Here is an 18,117-nt window from a genome sequence, read left to right on the forward strand (position 1 = left end):
ACCTTCTCATGATTACTGATGCTGACGTCAGTGTCACCACCTGCGTCTCACACATCGAGCAGCGCGTAGCTCTCGAGGTCGTCGACCGCGGTGCCCAGCCGGAGACAGAACTCGCGAGTGACGGCGGGCGCGACCTGACGGGTCACCGACCACAGGTAGAAGCCGTACGCCACGGCGGCGCGGTAATCGGTCCAGGCCTGCTCGCGGTCGGGGACGCCGGCTGCGCCGAGTTCGGTCAGGTGATCGAGATAGTGGTCGAGGAGATCGCGTTCGGTCGTGCGCCGTTGCTCGACCGAGAGGGCGGCCCCGACGTGGTAGGCGACATCGATGCTCCAGTGCGAACGTTGCAGCATCTGCCAGTCGATCAGGGCGACCGAGTCGGCCAGGAGGTAGATGTTGCCGGCATGGGCGTCTCCGTGGACGAGGGTTGCGTCCTGGTCGGCGGTGCGGTCCGCGAGTGCTCGCAGGCAGGCCGTGATCCGCTTGGCATCCCGCAGTTCGCCCGGCAGCGAGTCGCCGCGCGGGTCGTCCATCAGATCCTGGTGTTCCGCCTCGGTGCGCAGTGGTGCCGCCGCGAGGTCGTCGAGTCGGTTGCGCAGCCACGAGGGGCCGTCCGGTCGCCCCCAGTTCGCGGCGTGGAGGGTGGCAAGTTCCCGCAGGCTGGAACGCGCTTCCTCGGGCGTGTAGGGCTCCAGCGCAGTGAGGAAGCGACCGCCCTTCTCGACGATGTCCTCCATGATGATCACCCCGTTCCCCTGCTCCTCGTCCACCGCGGCGTACCGGCACGTCGGCACGGCGACACCCACCTTCTCGGCGAGATCGCGGTAGAACGACGTCTCGGTGCGGGTGATCCGGGCGTGCGCCGCGGCGGGCTCGTTCGTGAACAGCCCTTTCAGGCAGTAGTGGCGGTGGGTGCCTGCCTCGGTGTCGATCGTGAACCGGATCTTGGTCGCGACGCCGCCGATCGTGTCGGCGATCGTCACGCCGTGCACGGGCACGTTCAGGGCTTCGGTGAGCCACTCTGGCGAGAGGGCGACGTCCAGGGACATCGGGGCGGGGGACTGTATGACCATCGGGTACCGCGCCTTCGGTCGGGGGGTGGATCGTGCGTGCAGGTGACGGTAACGTCAGTGTTAGCGTAGCGAGGAGGTACGGATGAGCGGAAGGTCGGACGGGCCGATGCTGGCCGAGGTCATGGGGGCCGGGATGCGGTCCGACGAGCAGGGCGCGATCGTCGCGCCGGTGGCACGCGATCTCGACGAGGTGGCAGAAACGCTCACGCAATGGCTTGCGGTGCGCTTGCCCGATGCGTCGGACGTGAGGCTGAGCGGGCTGACGTATCCGCGTGGCTCGGGGCAGTCGGCCGAGACGATCCTGTTCGACGTTCACTACCGCAGCTCCGGCGTCGAGCACCGGGAAGGCCTCGTCATCCGGATCAAGCCGACGACCTTCCGGCTGTTCCGGCACGACCTGTTCGCCGACGAGTTCCGACTGATGCGTGCGTTGCACGAGCACGGTTCGGTGCCGGTGGCGCGGGTGCGCTGGCTCGAAGAGGATCCGTCGATTCTGGGCGCGCCGTTCTTCGTGATGGATCGACTCCCCGGCCGGGTGGCGGTCAGTGTGCCGTCCTATCTGGAGCAGGGTTGGGTCGCCGATGCGACTGCCGCGCAGCGTGCCGTGCTGTGGGAGAACTGCGTGCGGGCGCTCGCAGCTCTGCCGTCGGTGCCGTTGTCCACGGTGCCGTTCCTGGTCCCGGAGAGCGGCGACGGTTTCGGCGGGGAATGGGACCGTTGGGCGGGATTCCTCGACGAGCTCGACACCGCGGAGCGCCCGCTGCCGAAACACCGCGAGATCCTGCGGAAACTCACGGACGCGAAGCCGGACAACCGTCCCGAAGGGATCGTCTGGGGGGATGCGCGGATCGGCAACATGCTCGTCGACGACGATTTCCGGGTCCGCGCCCTGATGGACTGGGAACAACCCTCGGCGGGTGGAGCTCTCCACGACCTGGGCTGGTGGCTGATCAACCAGCGCGGAAAGAGCCTGCCGATGGGCGGGCGGCTGTTGCCGGGAATGCTCGACCGCGCGGACACGATCGCACTCTGGCAACAGGTCACCGGCCTGTCCACCGAGGGCATCGACTGGTACGAAGCGTTCGCCGCTTACAAGATGGCCTGCCTCATGGTCAACCTGTACGACCTGCGCGGTCAGCGTCCGCCGAACGGCGACTACGCGGCCCTGCACCACATCGGGTCGGCCCGCGACCTCCTGGCGGGCGCATGAACGCCGTCAAACTCCGGATCCGCGAGGTCGAGCAGGTCGCGGACGCGGTTGTGGCCGTCACCATGGAGTCCATGGCCGGGCTCGACCTGGCCCCGTGGGAACCCGGTGCGCACGTTGAGGTGGTGCTGCCGTCCGGGCTGGTCCGGCACTATTCGTTGTGCGGGGACCCGGCCGAACGCGGAACCTACCGCGTGGCGGTACTGCGTGAGGACGACGGGCGTGGCGGCTCTCGCGAACTGCACGACGTCGCAACGGCCGGGACAGTGCTCGAGGTCCGGCCGCCCCGCAACGCCTTCCCGCTCGAGCCTGCCGACGGTTACCTCTTCCTGGCGGGCGGGATCGGGATCACCCCGATCCTCCCCATGCTGGGTGCGGCCGAGCGTGCCGGCCTGCCGTGGCGATTGGTCTACGGCGGACGGTCGCGCTCACACATGGCGTTCACCGGCGAATTGGCGGGCTACGGCGACCGGGTGCGGATCATGGCCGACGACGTCGAGGGGCGCCCCGACCTCGCCGCCGAGATCAGTGCGGAGGGCCCCGACCGGCTGGTCTATGCCTGTGGCCCCGCTCCGATGCTCGACCGGGTGGCCGAGGCCGCGGCTGAGGCAGGGGCGGCCGACCGACTGCGTCTCGAACGCTTCGAGGTGGCCGCGGCGGACACCACGGGCGAGCCGTTCGAGGTCGAACTGAGCCGAACCGGTGTCACGGTGCCGGTCGGTGCGGACGAGACCGTGCTCGGGGTCCTCCGGGCGCGGGGCATCACCGTCCCGTTCTCCTGTGAGAACGGCTATTGCGGGACCTGCGAGGCCGTCGTACTCGACGGTGAGCCGGACCACCGTGACACCTACCTCACCGACGACGAAAAGGCCGAGGGTTTCACCACGATGATCTGCGTCAGCCGTTGCGTCGGCCCGCGGCTCGTGCTGGATCTCTGACCGGCCCGAGAGGAACGGTTCGAATGACGACCATCGACCACGCTGTCGTGCTCGGCGGCAGCATCGCGGGCTTGCTGTCGGCGGCGGCTCTTGCCCCTCGGGCACACCGGATCACCGTGGTGGATCGGGATCCGCTGCCGCTCGAGGGGCCCGATGCGCAGGTGGCTCGCCGCGGCGTGCCGCAGGGGGATCAGATCCACCACCTGCTCATGCGCGGTCAGGAGCGGATCGAGGAGCTGCTGCCCGGTATCGGCGACGAGCTGCTGGCCCTGGGCTGCGAGAAGTACGACGACGTGGCGGACTTCTCCCAGTTCGTCGACGGTGCCTGGCGGATGCGCATTCAGAGTGACCTCAAGGTAACCATGTTCCGGCGCCCGCTGTTCGAGTGGGCGATCCGACGCCGGGTTCTGGCGCTGTCGAACGTGACGGTCGTCAAGGGGATGGCGGTGGGCCTGCTCGCCTCATCCGACGGTGCGCGGGTGAGCGGCGCCAAGGTCCGAGGGGCGCCCGGCGGCACCCTGGCGGCCGATCTGGTGGTCGACGCCACCGGCCGCGGGTCGCGTTCGCCGTTCTGGATCGAGGACCTCGGCTACGAGCGGCCGGTCGAGCGGCACGTGCGGATCTACATGGGGTACTCCACCTGGACCGTGCGGCTCCCGGAGGGTGCGCTGCCGAAGGGGCTGGCCGGGATCTCGGCGTCGGCGTCGCCCGCGAACCCGTTCGGGGTGGCGATCCGGCCGTGCGGCAACGGCCTGCACGACGTGGCCGCGTACGGCATGGCGGGGCACTATCCGCCCGACGACCTCGACGCGATGGCGGGCTTCTTCGAGGAGCTCGACAGTCCGGTGATCGCCGACGTGATGAAGAAGGCCGTGCCGGCCAGCGAGATCGTGCCGTACCGGATGCCGGGCAACCAGCGTCGAATGTGGGAGGACCTGCCGCGTCGGCCCGAGAATCTGGTCGTCGTCGGCGATGCGGTGACGTCGTTCAACCCGATCTACGGCCAGGGGATGACGATGGCCGCACTGGGCGCGGGTGTGCTGGGGGACGCGCTCGCCGAGGCCGGGACGCTCGACGGTCTCGCCGAGACAGTGCAAGCCCGGCTCGGCCCACTCGCCCAGGTCGCGTGGGACCTCGCCGTCGGTGCGGACTCGGTGTACCCGCAGGCCGAGTACGAGAACGTGGAACCGCCCAGCGCGCGCGATCGTGACCGGGCTCGGGCACAGAGCGCGGCCCAGAGCGCAGAGGGCGCCGTGCGCGTCGCGATGCGGGCCACGGCGCTCTACATGGATCCGGCCTACCTCGGCTCACCGGTGGTGCAGGAGACCATCGACCGATGGCTGACGAGCGGGCATAAGCCGGCCCCCGAGGTCACCGATCCGACCGATCCGCCGGATGTCACTCCAGGGGTTGTCCGTGCCGCGGACCTGCTGGAGCCCGCGACCGCGGCAGGTAGGCTGGCCGGATGAGCACGCGCGGCCCGATTGCCTCGAATTCCTCGGCACCCGCGGACACCGAGCCCGCCCCGACACGGCGGCGGGCTCCCACTCGTCGGCGCGGGGACGCGGCAACCACCCGTTCCCACCTGCTGGAATCAGCCCGCGCACTTGCGGATGCGCGGAGCGTCCCCGACTTCACCGTCGACGACATCGCCGCAGGCGCCGGCGTCTCCCGGGCCGCGTTCTACATGCATTTCGAGAACAAGCTGGCGATATGCGAGGAAGTCGCCCAGACCGCTCAGGCGGCGTTCCTCGCGACGTTGCGCTCGTTCGAGCGCGGTGCCGACCTGCGGGCGACGATCCGGGCCGGGGTGCAGTCCTACATCGACGGCTACCGCAACGATCGCCCGGGAATGCGGATGACACTGGAACTGGCCTATGCCGAGCCGTCCGTCCGCGACCTCGTGCACGAGACACGGTCCACTGTGTACGGCATGTGGCAGGACGAGTTCAGCCGCGCCGTCGAGACAGGCGAGTGCCCACCGTTCGATGTGCCGGTGGTCACCCGGTTGCTTGTCGGAATGCTCGAGACCTACTGCGTCCGGACCACCCGTACCGACGAGTACGTCGGTACGGGGGCGGAGGACGGCGACGGTGCCGACGTCGTCTGCGAACTCTGGTTCCGGTCGCTGGGGATCGGCGACTGAACGGTCACCGGGAACGCGGTCCGAACGGTGCTCCTGCGGCGCGGACGTTGCATCCGAGCCCGGTCTTCGTCGGGGGCGTAGCGGACGCCCCTTGCCCGGCAACGCTCGCCCTCCTAATATGAGTGCACTTTTATGCTTGCCGGTGCAAAGGAGCAACGATGAGCGGTCTCGAGTTCGGTGCCGACGGGAAGACGCGCGTCGTTGCCGGCGGCCTGCGATTCCCCGAGGGTGGCGCGATCGACGCGGACGGGTCGGTGATCGTTCCGGAGGTCGAAGGCGGCTCTCTGCGGCGGGTCACTCCGCACCGTGGTGTTGTCGAGACGGTCGCGGAGGCCGGCGGGGGCGCCAACGGGTGTGCGTTCGGCCCGGACGGCGCGATCTACGTCAGCAACAACGGTGGATATCTGTTCTCCGAACAGGACGGCCAGCGCTTCCCGTGCGGTGCCGTGGACGGCAAGGTGCGCGGTCGTATTCAGCGCGTCGATCCGGGTGACGGTAGTGTGCGGACTCTGTTCACCGAGTCGGAGGGCGAGGAGCTCGGCGGGCTCAACGAGCTCGTCTTCGACGCGTCGGGCGCGGCTTACGTCGCGGACACAACCGCCGGCCGGATCCATTACATGGATCCCATCGCCGGGGTCATCAGGATCGCCGTCGACGGCATGTACGGGCCCAACGGGGTGGGACTGTCGCCGGACGGCGCCCGGCTGTACGTCTCCGAGACCCACAGCGGTCGGGTTCGGAGTTATGTGGTGAACGGCCCCGGCGAACTGACCGAGCTTCCGGATCTGTACCGCCACCCGATGGAGGGCTACGCGTGGGACGGCCTGGCTGTCGACGGGGAGGGGCACGTGTGCGTCGCCGACCTGTTGCGTTCGGGCGTCACCGTGCTGTCCCCGGCCGGGGAGGAGATCGCCCGGTTCCGCACCCCGGAGCCGGACCGGAGCGTGACCAACCTGTGCTTCGGCACGAGCAGTGCCTACGTCAGCTCGGCAGGTCGTGGCCTGCTTTACGAGCTGCCTTGGCCGTGGCGTGTGCTGCGGCTCAATTTCCAGCCCTGAGCCTGGTTCGCCGCGTCGACGGTCCGGTCCGTTGAGTGGGACTGAGGCCCTGGCAGTGCGCCGTACGGGAGATACAGTGTCCCCAATATAGGCTCCGGCGCCCAGTTGTGGAGCCACTCCGAAGGGAGATCGATGACCACGCACGACCAGGCGGCCGGTGTCGACGAGGAGTTCTTGCAGCGGGCCCTGGACGACGCGGACCTCAACGCACTGCGTATGGCGGTGTATCAGGTGACCGGGGACAGCGAGTTGCTCGGTCTGGAACTCGATACAGTCCCGATGTACGGCGGGGCGTTGACCCAGTACGTCGTCGCGGAGCAGGACCACGAGCTGGTCAAGCGGAAGGCCTCGGAGTTCCTGCGGTCCTTGCCCTCGGAATTCGAGGCCTCACCGCCCGACGATGCCCAGCTTCGCCGGATGTGTGAGGCGTTCCGCAACGAGAAGCTCGACGAACGGACCTGGCGGTATCGCCGTGGTCTCGCCGCCTTCGACGAGTTCCCGCGGCAGGCGCAGTGGACGGACGGGCGGCCTGAGATTCCCGAGGACTTCCACGTGGCGATCGTCGGCGCCGGGTTCAACGGGATCGCGATGGGGGTGCAGCTGACGCAGCTGGGCATTCCGTACACGATCTACGAGCGTCGCGACTCCCTCGGCGGCACCTGGGACCGCAACGCCTATCCGGACGTACGGGTGGACACGTCGGTCTTCCTGTACCAGTTCTTCTTCGAGAAGAACTACCCATGGAGCGAGTACTTCGCCCGGGCCGAGGAAGTCAAGGCGTACCTGGTCCACATCGCGGAGAAGTACGGCGTCGCCGAGCACATCTCCTATGACAGTGACGTCACCGCGGCCACGTTCGATGCGGACTCCGGGACCTGGAACCTCGATGTGACGGTCGGAGGAGAAGCCCAACGGGCCGTCGCGACTGCGGTGGTCACCGCGAGCGGGTTGTTCTCGACACCGAAGCGGCTGGATACTCCCGGGATCGAGGAGTTCACCGGGCAGATCCTCCACACCGCGGAGTGCACCGGCCAGGAGGACCTCGACGGGAAACGGGTCGCGATCATCGGCAACGGCTCCACCGGGGTCCAGATGATGGCCTCGGTGCAGCGGCGGGCGGCCCAGGTCGACGTCTACCAGCGCACTCCACAGTGGATCAGCCCGCGCGACCGTTACGGCGATCCGATCACACCGGAGACCCGCTGGCTCCTGGACACGATGCCGTACTACTGGAACTGGTACTGCTACTCGACCGCGACCCTGCGCCTGGACGGGCAGCTCCTGCAGGAACCCGATGGAGACTGGAAGGCTGCCGGCGGCCTGGTGAACGCGGCCAACGACTCCTACCGCAAGGACCTCATCGCGTACATCAAGGCGCAGCTGCCGGGGCAGCCGGAGCTGTGGGAGCAGCTGATCCCGTCGCACGCCCCGCTGGCCCGCCGGATGATCGTGGACAACGGTTGGTACGCCGCGCTGCGCGAGGACAACGTCGAGCTTGTCACCGCGGGCATCGAGCGGTTCACTCCGACAGGAATTCGCGCGGCGGACGGCACCGAGCGGGACTACGACGTGGTGTTCACCGCCACGGGTTTCGAGGTACAGAAGTACCTGTGGCCCACGGAGTACCGCGGCCTGAACGGCGCCAGCCTGGAGGAACGGTGGGCGGATCCGGAAGGCGGCGGCCCGCGGGCCTACCTGTCGCTGACGGTGCCGGATTTCCCCAACCTGTTCGTGATGTACGGCCCGAACTCCCAGAACCGGGCCGGCTCGCTGATCGTCTGGATCGAGTCCTGGGCCCGCTACATCGCCGAGGGCCTGATCCACCTCATCGAGGGCGGGCACCGGTATCTGTCGGTCCGCGAGGACGTGTTCGAGGACTACAACAAGCGCCTGGACGAGGCCATGCTCTCGCTGATCTGGTACGACGAGGGGTCCCGGGACAAGAACTACTACGTCAACGCATTCGGTAGACAACAGGTCAACATCCCGTGGCGGCTCGAGGAGCAGCACGAACTCTACGAGCGATTCAACCCAGGAGACTACGATGTCGTCTGACACGCTTCGGGTGCACGATCCCGCCCCCTTCTTCCGCGGAACCCTCCCGGAGTCGGCGCCGGGTTCCCGGATCCCGGCGGCGGCCTCCGGCAAGCTGCCGACCGACACCGTCGCCGCGGCGCGGGTGCCCGCGGGTGTGCACCTGGCCCTCGTCGGGACCGCGACGGCTGTCGATATCGCCGTACTCGGGGGCGAGCGCACGAGTGTCCCGGCGCCGACGGTCGCCGAAGTTCTGTTGGCACGCTGCGGGACGGCGACGACCAAGGTCTCGGTGCCCGTGAGTGGTGGTGTGGTACGGCTGCCGCTTCCCGAACGTGATCCGGACGAGATCGTCCGGATTCACCTTCCCGAGGCCGTGGAGACCGAGGTCGAGGCGCTCCTTCCGGTCGACGGCTCGATCGTTCCGGCCCCGCGCGGCCCCAGGTGGGTGGTGTACGGGGATTCGATCGTCCAGGGATGGTCGGTCACCGAGCCGGGGCTCGCATGGCCTTCGCTCGTCGCCAACGAGCTGGGATTGGACTTGGTCAACCTCGGCTTTGCCGGGGCTGCACGCGGAGAGCTGCCGGCTGCGGATGTGGTGGGACGTTCGGAGGCAACTGCCGTCGCTCTCGCGTGGGGCACCAACGCCTGGTCGTCCGTCCCGACGGACTCGTGGGCCGTCGCGGAGACAATGCGGCTCTTCCTCCGTGCGGTGCGCCAGGGATCACCGATGACACCGATCGTCGTGGTGAGCCCCATCGTCCGGCCGGCGGCCGAGGACACCCCCAACCGGTTCGACACCACTCATCGGGCCTTGCGCGGGGCACTGGAGGACGCGGTCCACGCGTATGTGGACAGTACGGGCGATTCTCGCGTCACGCTGGTGCCCGGAGGGGAACTTGTGTCCCCCGAGCACTTGGCCGACGGCATTCACCCGGACGACACCGGGCACCGGATCATCGCCGATGCCCTCGCTCCGGCTGTGGCGGCCTCGATCCCGGCCGCCGCGACCATCTGAGGGAGGCATCATGAACGGTCGCCTCACCGGCCGGACGGCGCTCGTCACGGGAGCAGCCCGGGGGATGGGTGCGTCGATCGCGGCGCGACTTGTCGGAGAGGGGGCGCAGGTGCTTCTCACCGACATCGACGACGCGGAGGGCAAGCGAACCGCCCGTGAGCTCGAGGGCGAGTACCAGCACCTCGACGTGACGTCCGCCGACGACTGGGCGGCGGCCGCGGACACCGTGCGGCAGGACCGGGGCCTGCTGGACATCCTGGTGAACAACGCCGGCATCGGCAGCCGCCCGACGCGCTTCGACGAGCTCGACCTCGAGCAGCACCGGAGGCTGTTCGAGGTGAACGTGCACGGACCGTTCCTGGGGATGCGGCTCCTGTTGCCGCTACTGGAACGCTCGGGATGTGCGTCGGTCGTGAACATCTCGTCGATAGACGGACTGACGGGCGTCGCAGGAATGGCGAGCTATGCCGCTTCGAAGCACGCGCTGACCGGGTTGACCCGGTCGGTGGCGTTGGAGGTCGGCGATCTCGGTATCCGGGTCAACTCGGTCCATCCGGGCATCATCGAGACACCGATGGTCGCCGGCGTGGGGGAGGCACGGCTCGCCCGTCTCCGGCGGACCGTGGATCGCCAGCCGACCGCACGGATGGGGCTGCCCGAAGAGGTGGCGGCCATGACGTGCTTCCTGGCATCGGACGACGCCGCCTACTGCACCGGCTCACAGTTCACTGTGGACGGTGGTCACCTCGCCGGCCCCTGGCGGGAGTCGCCCGCCTGACCCGACTCGGCTGCTCGGCCCGGCCGGCAGTGGATCCTGACCGACAGCGGCGGGCAAGGGCGCCTGCCGGGAGAGGATGATCATGTCCCAGGAGACGCGGCCGGCGCTGACGCCGACGGCACCCCCGAGACGTGTAGCGACGGCCGGACTGCTGGGTACGTTCATCGAGTTCTACGACTACACGCTCTACGCGTTCCTGGTCGTGTACCTCGCTCCTCAGTTCTTCCCGGCGGACGATCCGGCCACAGGGATCCTCGCGACCCTCGGAGTGTTCGGTGCCGGGTACGTCGCCCGTCCGCTGGGGGCGGTCTTCTTCGGCTGGTTGGGCGACCGGCACGGGCGTCGGTTCGCCCTGCTGACCACGATCACCGGGATGGGCGGGGCAACCACGTTGATGGGCGTCCTGCCCACCTACACCCAGATCGGCTTCGTCGCTCCACTCCTGCTCGTGGTGACCAGGTTGGCCCAAGGCTTCTCCGCAGGCGGGGAGGTCGGCGGTGCCTCGACGTTCGTCGCCGAGTCGGACGGCGGCCGCCGACGGGGGTTGATGCAGTCGTTCGTGCCCATGGGGTCCGCGTTCGGGGTGGCGGCCGCGCCCGCCGCGGTCGGACTGACAGCCGGCGTGCTCGGTCCCGAGGCGATGGCGGCGTGGGGCTGGCGTGTCCCGCTGTTGTTCTCGGCCGTGCTGGCAGTGCTGGTGCTGATCTACCGGTCCCGGATCGAGGACTCGGCGGAGTTCCGCACACTCAAGGAACGAGAAGGCACCCGTCGGGCTCCCTTCATGGCTGCGATCCGAGGGCACTGGCGGATGATCCTCGTGGCGGCCACGCTGAACCTGGCCAACACCATGATCCTCGCCGTACTCGTGAACTACATGAACGTGTACCTGCTGAGCACGCTGGGCCTCGGGGCGAACCTCGTGTACTGGTTGTCGGCCTGCTGTCTGCTGATCTCGGCGGGCGGATTCCTCCTGGGTGGGAGTTGGCTCGATCGGTACGGCAGGCGATCGACGATGCTGGTCGGCTACGGTGTCGCCGCCGCCCTCGTCTTTCCGCTTTTCCTCGCAATGGGCGGGCTCGTCGACGGCGGGACGTTCGCCGTCATCGGGGCAGGCATGGTCTACACGCTGGCGCTGGCGTTCAGTTATTTCTCGGCGCCTGTGCTGTTCGTGACGATGTCACAGGCGTTTCCGGTCGAGGTGCGCTACACCTCGACCGCGGTGGCATACAACCTCGGGGCGGTCCTCGGAGGTGGCGTCACCCCCGCCCTCGCCTCCTGGTTGGCGGCGTCGGGTGGACCGTGGGCGACCGGGTGGCTGGTCGTCGGCGCCTGCGTGCTGGGCATCGTGGTGGTGCTCGTACTCACTCGGCGCTCGCGGGAGTTGGCAGCCGAACCGAACGGCTGAGTTCGATCGCCGGCCGGTGCGTCGTCGTGATGTGGGTCCCCCGGTTAGGCCGACCGACTGCCGACGTCGTTCCGGCCGGGCGGAGGCCGTGAGTTGCGGGCGGCGATGGCCGGCCACGTCCAGCAGTTGCCGCCCGAGTGCCGGGTCGTGCGACCTCCGCCTGCGCGGGCACCGCGGGTGCTCGGGCAGGCGGAGTGCACGTCAATCGCTGAGCACCTCGTCCAATCCGCCGTCGGTGATCCACCGGCGGACGAGCTCGCTGAACTCGAGAGCCCCGCCTCCGTAGGATTCGTTGCGCTTGCGGGGCATTCCTTCCTCGTTGAAGTACCCGGGGGTGCACTCGGCCTGGAATGCCTCCATGTCGGCGGCCTTCGCGCGGATGGTGTCGACCCAAGCCGTCTGCGCCTGTTCCGTGGGCTCGACCAGGGCGCCGCGCTTCTCGGCCTCGGTGACCATGGCACCGAGGTGCTCGGCTCGTTCCTCGAGGACGTGCCCGTAGTTCACCGTAATGGTGTTCTGGGTCGTGACCAGCTGAAACAGGTTCGGGAACCCGCGACTGGTGGCACCGTGCAACGTCCGCATGCCGTCGGCCCAGTAGTCGTGCAGGGTGATCCCATCCCGACCGCGGATCATCTTGCGGGCTCGGCCGGCAGCGTCCACGCCGAGTTCGAAGCCGGTGCCGAAGATCAGCACGTCGACAGGGTGCTCGACGCCGCCGACGACGACCCCTCGTGCCGTGATCCGCTCGACGCCCTGACCGTCGGTGTCGATGAGGCGGACGTTGTCGCGATTGAAGGCCTGGAGGTAGGTGTCACTGAAGCACGGGCGCTTGCATAGGTGGCGGTACCAAGGCTGCAGGGCTGCGGCCGTCCCGGGATCGGCGACGATGTCGGCGACCCGTTGGCGCATCTCGGTCATCTTCTGATGATCGGCCACCTCGAAGGCGAAGGCGGGGTCCGGTCCGCCCTTGCCGGACATCAGCAGTTTGCGTCCGCGGACCGGTGCGGTGTCGGTCCACTTGTCGCGCACGAGGTCCTCGTCGGCTGCACCGCCGGTGATGAGCGTGATGAAGTTGTCGCGTCGACGCCGCTGCCAACCCGACTCCCTGGTGGTGCGCTTCCACCAGGCTGGGTCGGTGGGCGAGTCATCACGTGTATCCACTGTGGACGGAGTTCGCTGCACCACGAGCAACTCGCCGCAGTGCGGTGCGATACTTGGCACGACCTGTACCGAGGTCGCGCCCGTGCCGATGACGGCGACGCGCTTGTCGGCCAGTCCCGGATATTCGGGAACATCCTCGGAGCCGCCGGTGTAGGTGTAGTCCCAACGGCTGGTGTGGAAGGCGCGGCCTTCGAACTCGTCGATGCCGGGGAGTCCGGGGAGCTTCGGGGTGCCGAACAGGCCGCTCGACACGACCACGTAGCGGGCGAGGAAGTCATCGCCACGGTCGGTCGAAACCCGCCAGCGGGAGCGTTCGTCGTCCCACTTCAGGCCGGTGACGGCAGTGTGGAGGAGCGCGTCGCGGTTCAAGTCGAAGTGGTCGGCGATGCGCTCGGCGTGCCGGCGGACCTCGGCGCCAGGAGCATACTTGCGCGAGGGCATCCCGCCGACCTCCTCGAGGAGGGGAAGGTAGATATAGGACTCGATGTCGCAGGCCACGCCGGGATAGCGGTTCCAGTACCAGGTGCCGCCCACGCCTCCGGCGGTGTCGATCAACCGGATGCTGCTCAGGCCTGCTTTGCGTAGATGGGCTCCGGCGAGCAGGCCACCGAACCCGGCTCCGATCACTGCCGCGTCGATTTCGTCGGTAAGTGGCGGGCGCTGACGCGGGCCGTCCGACCAGGGGTCGTCGGCGTAGTCGGCCAGCTCACCCGCCGCTCGCTGGTACTGGGAGTTCCCCTCGGGCCGAAGTCGCTTGTCCCGCTCGGCGCGGTAGCGGGACCGAATCGCCTCCACGGCCTGCGGTGTCCAGTGGTCGATCTCGTTCTCGGGCATCCGCGCGTCGTCCTCGTCGCTCGTCGGCTGGTCGCGTGACCACGGCGCCGTAGTCACGCTCGTACCCGAGTGAAGCAGCCCGAGGAAGGCATTGCTACAACTCAATACCGCTCAGCGGGCCGGATCGACGCAAAATTCAACTGGATTAGGATACTTTTAAGGTTCTCCCGTCGAGAGGATCCTGGCATGCCCGGACGTTTGGAAGGCAAGGTCGCCTTCGTAACCGGTGCCGCCCGCGGCCAAGGCCGCAGCCATGCGGTGCGGCTCGCCGAGGAAGGCGCCGATATCCTCGCCGTCGACATCTGCCGCGACTTCCCGTCGGTCCCGTATCCGATGGCGACGAGCGAGGATCTCGAGGCGACGCGGCGACAGGTCGAGAAGCTCGGTCGGCGGATCGTGGCGGTCCGGGCGGACGTCCGGGAGCGAGCCGAGCTGGTCGCGGCGGTCGAGACGGGCCTGGCCGAGCTCGGCGGGTTGGACGTCGTGGTGGCGAACGCGGGAATCCTGCCGGTGGCCTCGGAGGGTCGGGAGGCACAGGACTTCGTCGATGCGGTCGACGTCGACCTCGTGGGCGTGATGAACACGGTCGCGGCAGCGCTGCCGCACTTGGGGCGCTTCGCCTCGATCGTGATCACCGGCTCCACCGCAGCGTTCATGTCGGGCACCACGGGCAACTCCGCGATGGGACCGGGCGGTGACGGCTACGGCTGGGCGAAACGCTGCCTCGTCTCGTACTGCGAGCAGATGGCGGTCCACCTCGCGGACCGGTTCGTCCGGGTCAACGCGGTGCACCCGAGCAACTGCGACACCGACATGTTGCACAACCGCGTGAACTACGCAGCCTTCCGCCCGGACTTGGAGGAGCCCACGCGGGAGGACGTCCTCCCGGGGTTCACCGGGTTCCACGCCATGCCGGTGCCCTACGTCGACCCGGTCGACATCTCGAACACCGTCCTGTTCCTCGCCTCGGACGAGGCCCGTTTCATCACCGGTCAGCAGCTGCGGGTCGACGCGGGCGCGCTGCTGAGGACCCGCCAGTGACCCGCTCTCGAGAAGGACAGGCATGACAACGCTCCCGCCTCTGGCCGGGCTGACCGTCGTGAGCCTGGAACAGGCCGTCGCGGCCCCGTTCGCGACCCGCCAGCTCGCCGATCTCGGGGCCCGCGTGATCAAGATCGAGCGGCCCGGCAGCGGCGACTTCGCCCGCGGCTACGACGAGGTCGTGCACGGCAACTCCAGCTACTTCGTCTGGCTCAACCGCGGAAAGGAGTCCCTCACCCTCGATGTGAAGTCCCCCGATGGGCGCGCGATCCTGGGTGAGTTGCTCGACGGGGCGGACGTGCTGGTGCAGAACCTCGGACCGGGTGCCGCCCAGCGGCTGGGGATCGACGCCCCCGCGCTGGCACACCGCCACCCTCGGGTCATCCCGTGCACGGTCTCGGGCTGGGGTACCACCGGCCCGTGGGCGGACCGCAAGGCCTACGACCTGCTTGTCCAGTGTGAGGCGGGGCTGTTGTCGATCACCGGCACCGAGGCCGAGACGGTGAAGGTCGGGATATCCGTCGCGGACATCGCCGCCGGGATGTACGCCTACTCCGGCATCCTCACCGCCCTGCTCCGGCGGGCGACCACCGGTGCGGTGTCCGCCGTGGAGGTGTCGCTGTTCGAGGCGCTCGCCGAATGGATGGGCGCGCCCGCCACCTACACCCGCTACGGCCCGAGCCAGCCTTCGCGCGTCGGTGCCCAGCACGCCACGATCGTCCCGTACGGCCCCTATGACACGGCCGATGGGCAGATCCTGCTCGCCGTGCAGAACGACCGTGAGTGGCGCGCGCTGTGCACGGCCGTACTCGACGATCCGTCGATTGCGGACGATCCCCGGTTCGCCGTGAACTCGGCGCGGGTGGAGCATCGGACCGAGCTCAACGCATTGATCGCGGCCAGACTGGCCACGTTCACCACCGCGGCCGCAGGCGCGGTGCTGGATGAGGCGGGGGTGGCGAACGCCGGGATCAACCAGCTCGAGGACTTCCTGGAGCATCCGGTGCTCGCGGGCCGTGGGCGTTGGCACGAGGTCGCGGTGCCCGGTGGCACGGCTGCGGCACTGCAGCCGCCCGCGGACCTCGCGGACGTGGAGCCGGTGATGGGCGCGGTTCCCGCCGTGGGGGAGCACTCGGACGCGATCCTGCACGACCTCGGCCGAAGCCCGGCTGACGTGGCGACCCTGCGGGAGCGCGGGGTCGTCTGAGGGGGAGGTGCGGCCGGTGGCACTCGTGCTCGTAAAGGAGTGCCACCGGCTGTTCACTCGGCGAGGACGTCGTCCATCCCGCCGTTCGAGCGCCAGGCGCGGACCAGTTCGGCGAATTCCATGGCCCCGCCACCGAAGTGGTTGGTGGATTTCGGCGGCTGGCCCTCCAGGTTGTAGTAGCCCGGGGTGCACTCGGCCTGGAACGCGCTCATGTCGATCCGCCGGGCGTGGATGGTGTCGATCCAGGCCTGCTCGGCCTTCGCGGTGGGCTCGACGAGCACGCCGCGCCGCTCCGCCTCGGCCACGACCGCGGCCAGATTCTCGGACTGTTCCTGGAGGTTGTGCGCGAAGTTGAACGAGACGGCGTTCTGCGTGCTGCCGAGCTGGAACAGGTTCGGGAATTCGCGCGAGACCCAGCCGTGCAGGGTGCGCAGCCCGTCCGCCCAGTATTCCGCCAGCGGCAGGCCCTTGCGGCCCAGTATGTCGGCGCCGGCTCGAACGATCGGGTCTGCTTCGACCTCGAACCCGGTGGCGAAAACGATCACATCGACCGGGTGCTCGACTCCGTCGACCACCAGCGCCGTCTCGGTGATCCGGTCCACCCCGCGGCCCTTCGTGTCCACCAGGCGCACATTGTCGCGGTTGAAGGCCTGCAGGTAGACATCGCTGAAGCAAGGGCGCTTGCACATCTGCCGATACCAGGGCTGGAGTGCGGCCGCGGTGTCGGGGTCGGCGACGATGTCGGCGACACGCGCGCGGATCTCGGACATCTTCTGGTGGTCGGCGAGCTCCATCGCGGTGGCGACGTCCTCTCCGGTACCGCTCATGAGTCGCTGCCGACCGCGCGCCGTCGCGGAGTCGGTCCACTGGTCTCCGATGAGGTCCTCATCGGCGTGGGCTCCACTGACCAGGGCGAGGAAATTGTCCTGACGGGCCCGCTGCCACCCCGGTTGGGCGGTCATCCTGGCCCACCATTCGCCGTCGGTCTCCCGGTCGCCACGGATGTCGACGGCCGACGGAGTGCGCTGCACGACCAGGAGTTCGGCGCAGGACGTGGCAATCGTCGGCACGATCTGCACGGCGGTGGCCCCGGTGCCGATCAGGGCGACTCGCTTGCCAGCCAGCCCCGGGTACTCGCGTGTCTTCTCGTCACCGCCGGTGAATTCGTAGTCCCAGCGACTCGTGTGGAAGGCGTGGCCGCCGAACTCCTCGAGGCCCGGGATGCCGGGCAGCTTCGGATTGTTGAACGGACCGCTGGAGACCACGGCGTACCGCGCGGTGAAGGCGTCACCGCGGTCGGTGCCGACCCGCCATCGGGACAGCTCGTCGTCCCAGTGCAGGGAAGTGACCTGGGTCTGGAACAACGCGTCCTGGTAGAGGTCGAAGTGCTCGGCGATCCGCTCGGCGTGGCGACGGATCTCGTGGCCGGGGGCGTACTTGCGGCTCGGCATGCCGCCGATCTCCTCCAACAGCGGGAGGTAAATGGAGGCATCGATGTCGCAGGCCACGCCGGGGTAGCGGTTCCAGTACCACGTCCCTCCGACTCCGCCGGCGGCATCGACGAGCCGGATCCGGCCGAGGCCGGCCTTGCGGAGGTTCGCTGCCGAGGTGAGTCCGCCGAAGCCGGAACCGAGGATCACGGCGTCCACCTCGTCGGTCACCGGCTCGCGCTCGGCGAGTGGCTCCGACCAAGGATCGTCGGCATATTCGGCAAGGTCGCCGACCGGCTTCTGGTACTGGGCGACACCGTCCGGGCGCAGTCGTCGCTCTCGCTCGATCCGATACTTTTCCCGGATGGCCTCAAGGTCGTCGGGCTGCCAGGGTCCGGGGTCTGGGGTCCGCTGCTGGTGGGGCATACGCGCGTCGTCCTTGTCGCTCGTAGGGGTGGTCATGCTGAGCCGCTGGTTCCGTGCCCTCGCCGCGATCGAGTACCGGAAGCTCGGGGTCGGCGCGACCATCGTTGCCAGAGTTGCGGCCGTGAGGCCGATGCGACGCTCTCCACCACCGCTGCGCCGGAAACACGCCATTTTCCGGTCATCCTTGACCTTTCGTCGAGCGGAGGTTCATGGACTCGGGACATGCAATGAATCGGGTCGGCGAACTCATCGTGCTCGGGGGACGTCGGTGTCCGGGCCCGCGTGCTTCGGGTCGGGGTGAGACACCAGGACGTTACGGAGGTGCGGGTGACGTTCACAAGTCACGCATCCCGCTCTTCGG

At 68.7% G+C, this 18,117-nt stretch carries 14 protein-coding genes; 11 read left to right on the forward strand and 3 right to left on the reverse strand.

What is annotated here, in order from left to right:
* Nucleotides 1-47: 47 nt before the first annotated feature.
* Entirely contained in the window at nt 48-1,049 is a 1,002-nt protein-coding gene (locus FB384_RS22245; RefSeq protein WP_183786774.1) for a phosphotransferase, read from the reverse strand.
* 106 nt (nt 1,050-1,155) lie between these two features.
* Here FB384_RS22245 and FB384_RS22250 point away from each other — a divergent pair, with 106 nt between their 5' ends.
* The 9 genes from FB384_RS22250 (at nt 1,156) to FB384_RS22290 (ending at nt 11,657) form a co-directional block, all read left to right on the forward strand.
* Nucleotides 1,156-2,283 (forward strand): phosphotransferase family protein, encoded by a 1,128-nt coding sequence (locus FB384_RS22250; RefSeq protein WP_183786775.1) that lies wholly within the window; start codon nt 1,156-1,158, stop codon nt 2,281-2,283.
* Nucleotides 2,280-3,218: a PDR/VanB family oxidoreductase gene (locus FB384_RS22255; protein WP_183786776.1), complete on the forward strand. Its 939-nt coding sequence runs from the start codon at nt 2,280-2,282 to the stop codon at nt 3,216-3,218. The genes FB384_RS22250 and FB384_RS22255 overlap by 4 nt, the downstream gene beginning before the upstream one ends.
* A gap of 23 nt (nt 3,219-3,241) precedes the next feature.
* The gene (locus tag FB384_RS22260) at nt 3,242-4,687 is read left to right on the forward strand and encodes an NAD(P)/FAD-dependent oxidoreductase (RefSeq protein WP_183786777.1); all 1,446 of its coding nucleotides are present in this window, start codon (nt 3,242-3,244) and stop codon (nt 4,685-4,687) included.
* A complete protein-coding gene (locus FB384_RS22265) occupies nt 4,684-5,364 on the forward strand; it encodes a TetR/AcrR family transcriptional regulator (protein ID WP_183786778.1) in 681 nt (226 codons plus the stop codon). The genes FB384_RS22260 and FB384_RS22265 overlap by 4 nt, the downstream gene beginning before the upstream one ends.
* A gap of 158 nt (nt 5,365-5,522) precedes the next feature.
* Entirely contained in the window at nt 5,523-6,422 is a 900-nt protein-coding gene (locus FB384_RS22270; protein WP_183786779.1) for an SMP-30/gluconolactonase/LRE family protein, read from the forward strand.
* 132 nt (nt 6,423-6,554) lie between these two features.
* Nucleotides 6,555-8,477 (forward strand): flavin-containing monooxygenase, encoded by a 1,923-nt coding sequence (locus FB384_RS22275; RefSeq protein WP_183786780.1) that lies wholly within the window; start codon nt 6,555-6,557, stop codon nt 8,475-8,477.
* A complete protein-coding gene (locus tag FB384_RS22280; RefSeq protein ID WP_183786781.1) occupies nt 8,467-9,474 on the forward strand; it encodes an SGNH/GDSL hydrolase family protein in 1,008 nt (335 codons plus the stop codon). The genes FB384_RS22275 and FB384_RS22280 overlap by 11 nt, the downstream gene beginning before the upstream one ends.
* 10 nt (nt 9,475-9,484) lie before the next feature.
* Nucleotides 9,485-10,252, forward strand: coding sequence for an SDR family NAD(P)-dependent oxidoreductase (locus tag FB384_RS22285; RefSeq protein WP_183786782.1), 768 nt, complete (start codon nt 9,485-9,487; stop codon nt 10,250-10,252).
* Nucleotides 10,253-10,334: 82 nt separating this feature from the next.
* On the forward strand, nt 10,335-11,657 hold the full coding sequence (locus tag FB384_RS22290) for an MFS transporter (protein WP_183786783.1): 1,323 nt from the start codon (nt 10,335-10,337) through the stop codon (nt 11,655-11,657).
* Between the two features lie 201 nt (nt 11,658-11,858).
* Here FB384_RS22290 and FB384_RS22295 read toward each other — a convergent pair whose 3' ends face one another.
* Entirely contained in the window at nt 11,859-13,709 is a 1,851-nt protein-coding gene (locus FB384_RS22295; protein ID WP_323985404.1) for a flavin-containing monooxygenase, read from the reverse strand.
* Between the two features lie 129 nt (nt 13,710-13,838).
* Between FB384_RS22295 and FB384_RS22300 the strand changes: the two genes are divergently transcribed.
* Together FB384_RS22300 and FB384_RS22305 are read left to right on the forward strand one after the other, a co-directional pair.
* Complete coding sequence (locus tag FB384_RS22300) at nt 13,839-14,693, forward strand: mycofactocin-coupled SDR family oxidoreductase (RefSeq protein WP_183786784.1); 855 nt, start codon at nt 13,839-13,841, stop codon at nt 14,691-14,693.
* A 22-nt stretch (nt 14,694-14,715) separates the two neighbouring features.
* Nucleotides 14,716-15,900 carry a CaiB/BaiF CoA transferase family protein gene (locus FB384_RS22305; protein ID WP_183786785.1) on the forward strand — a complete coding sequence of 395 codons (1,185 nt, stop codon included), beginning with the start codon at nt 14,716-14,718 and terminating at the stop codon, nt 15,898-15,900.
* Nucleotides 15,901-15,953: 53 nt separating this feature from the next.
* Here FB384_RS22305 and FB384_RS22310 read toward each other — a convergent pair whose 3' ends face one another.
* Nucleotides 15,954-17,792: a flavin-containing monooxygenase gene (locus FB384_RS22310; protein WP_228726598.1), complete on the reverse strand. Its 1,839-nt coding sequence runs from the start codon at nt 17,790-17,792 to the stop codon at nt 15,954-15,956.
* Nucleotides 17,793-18,117: the final 325 nt, after the last annotated feature.

Origin of the sequence: Prauserella sediminis, assembly GCF_014195435.1 — a bacterium.
GTDB classification, from domain to species: Bacteria; Actinomycetota; Actinomycetes; order Mycobacteriales; family Pseudonocardiaceae; genus Prauserella; species Prauserella salsuginis.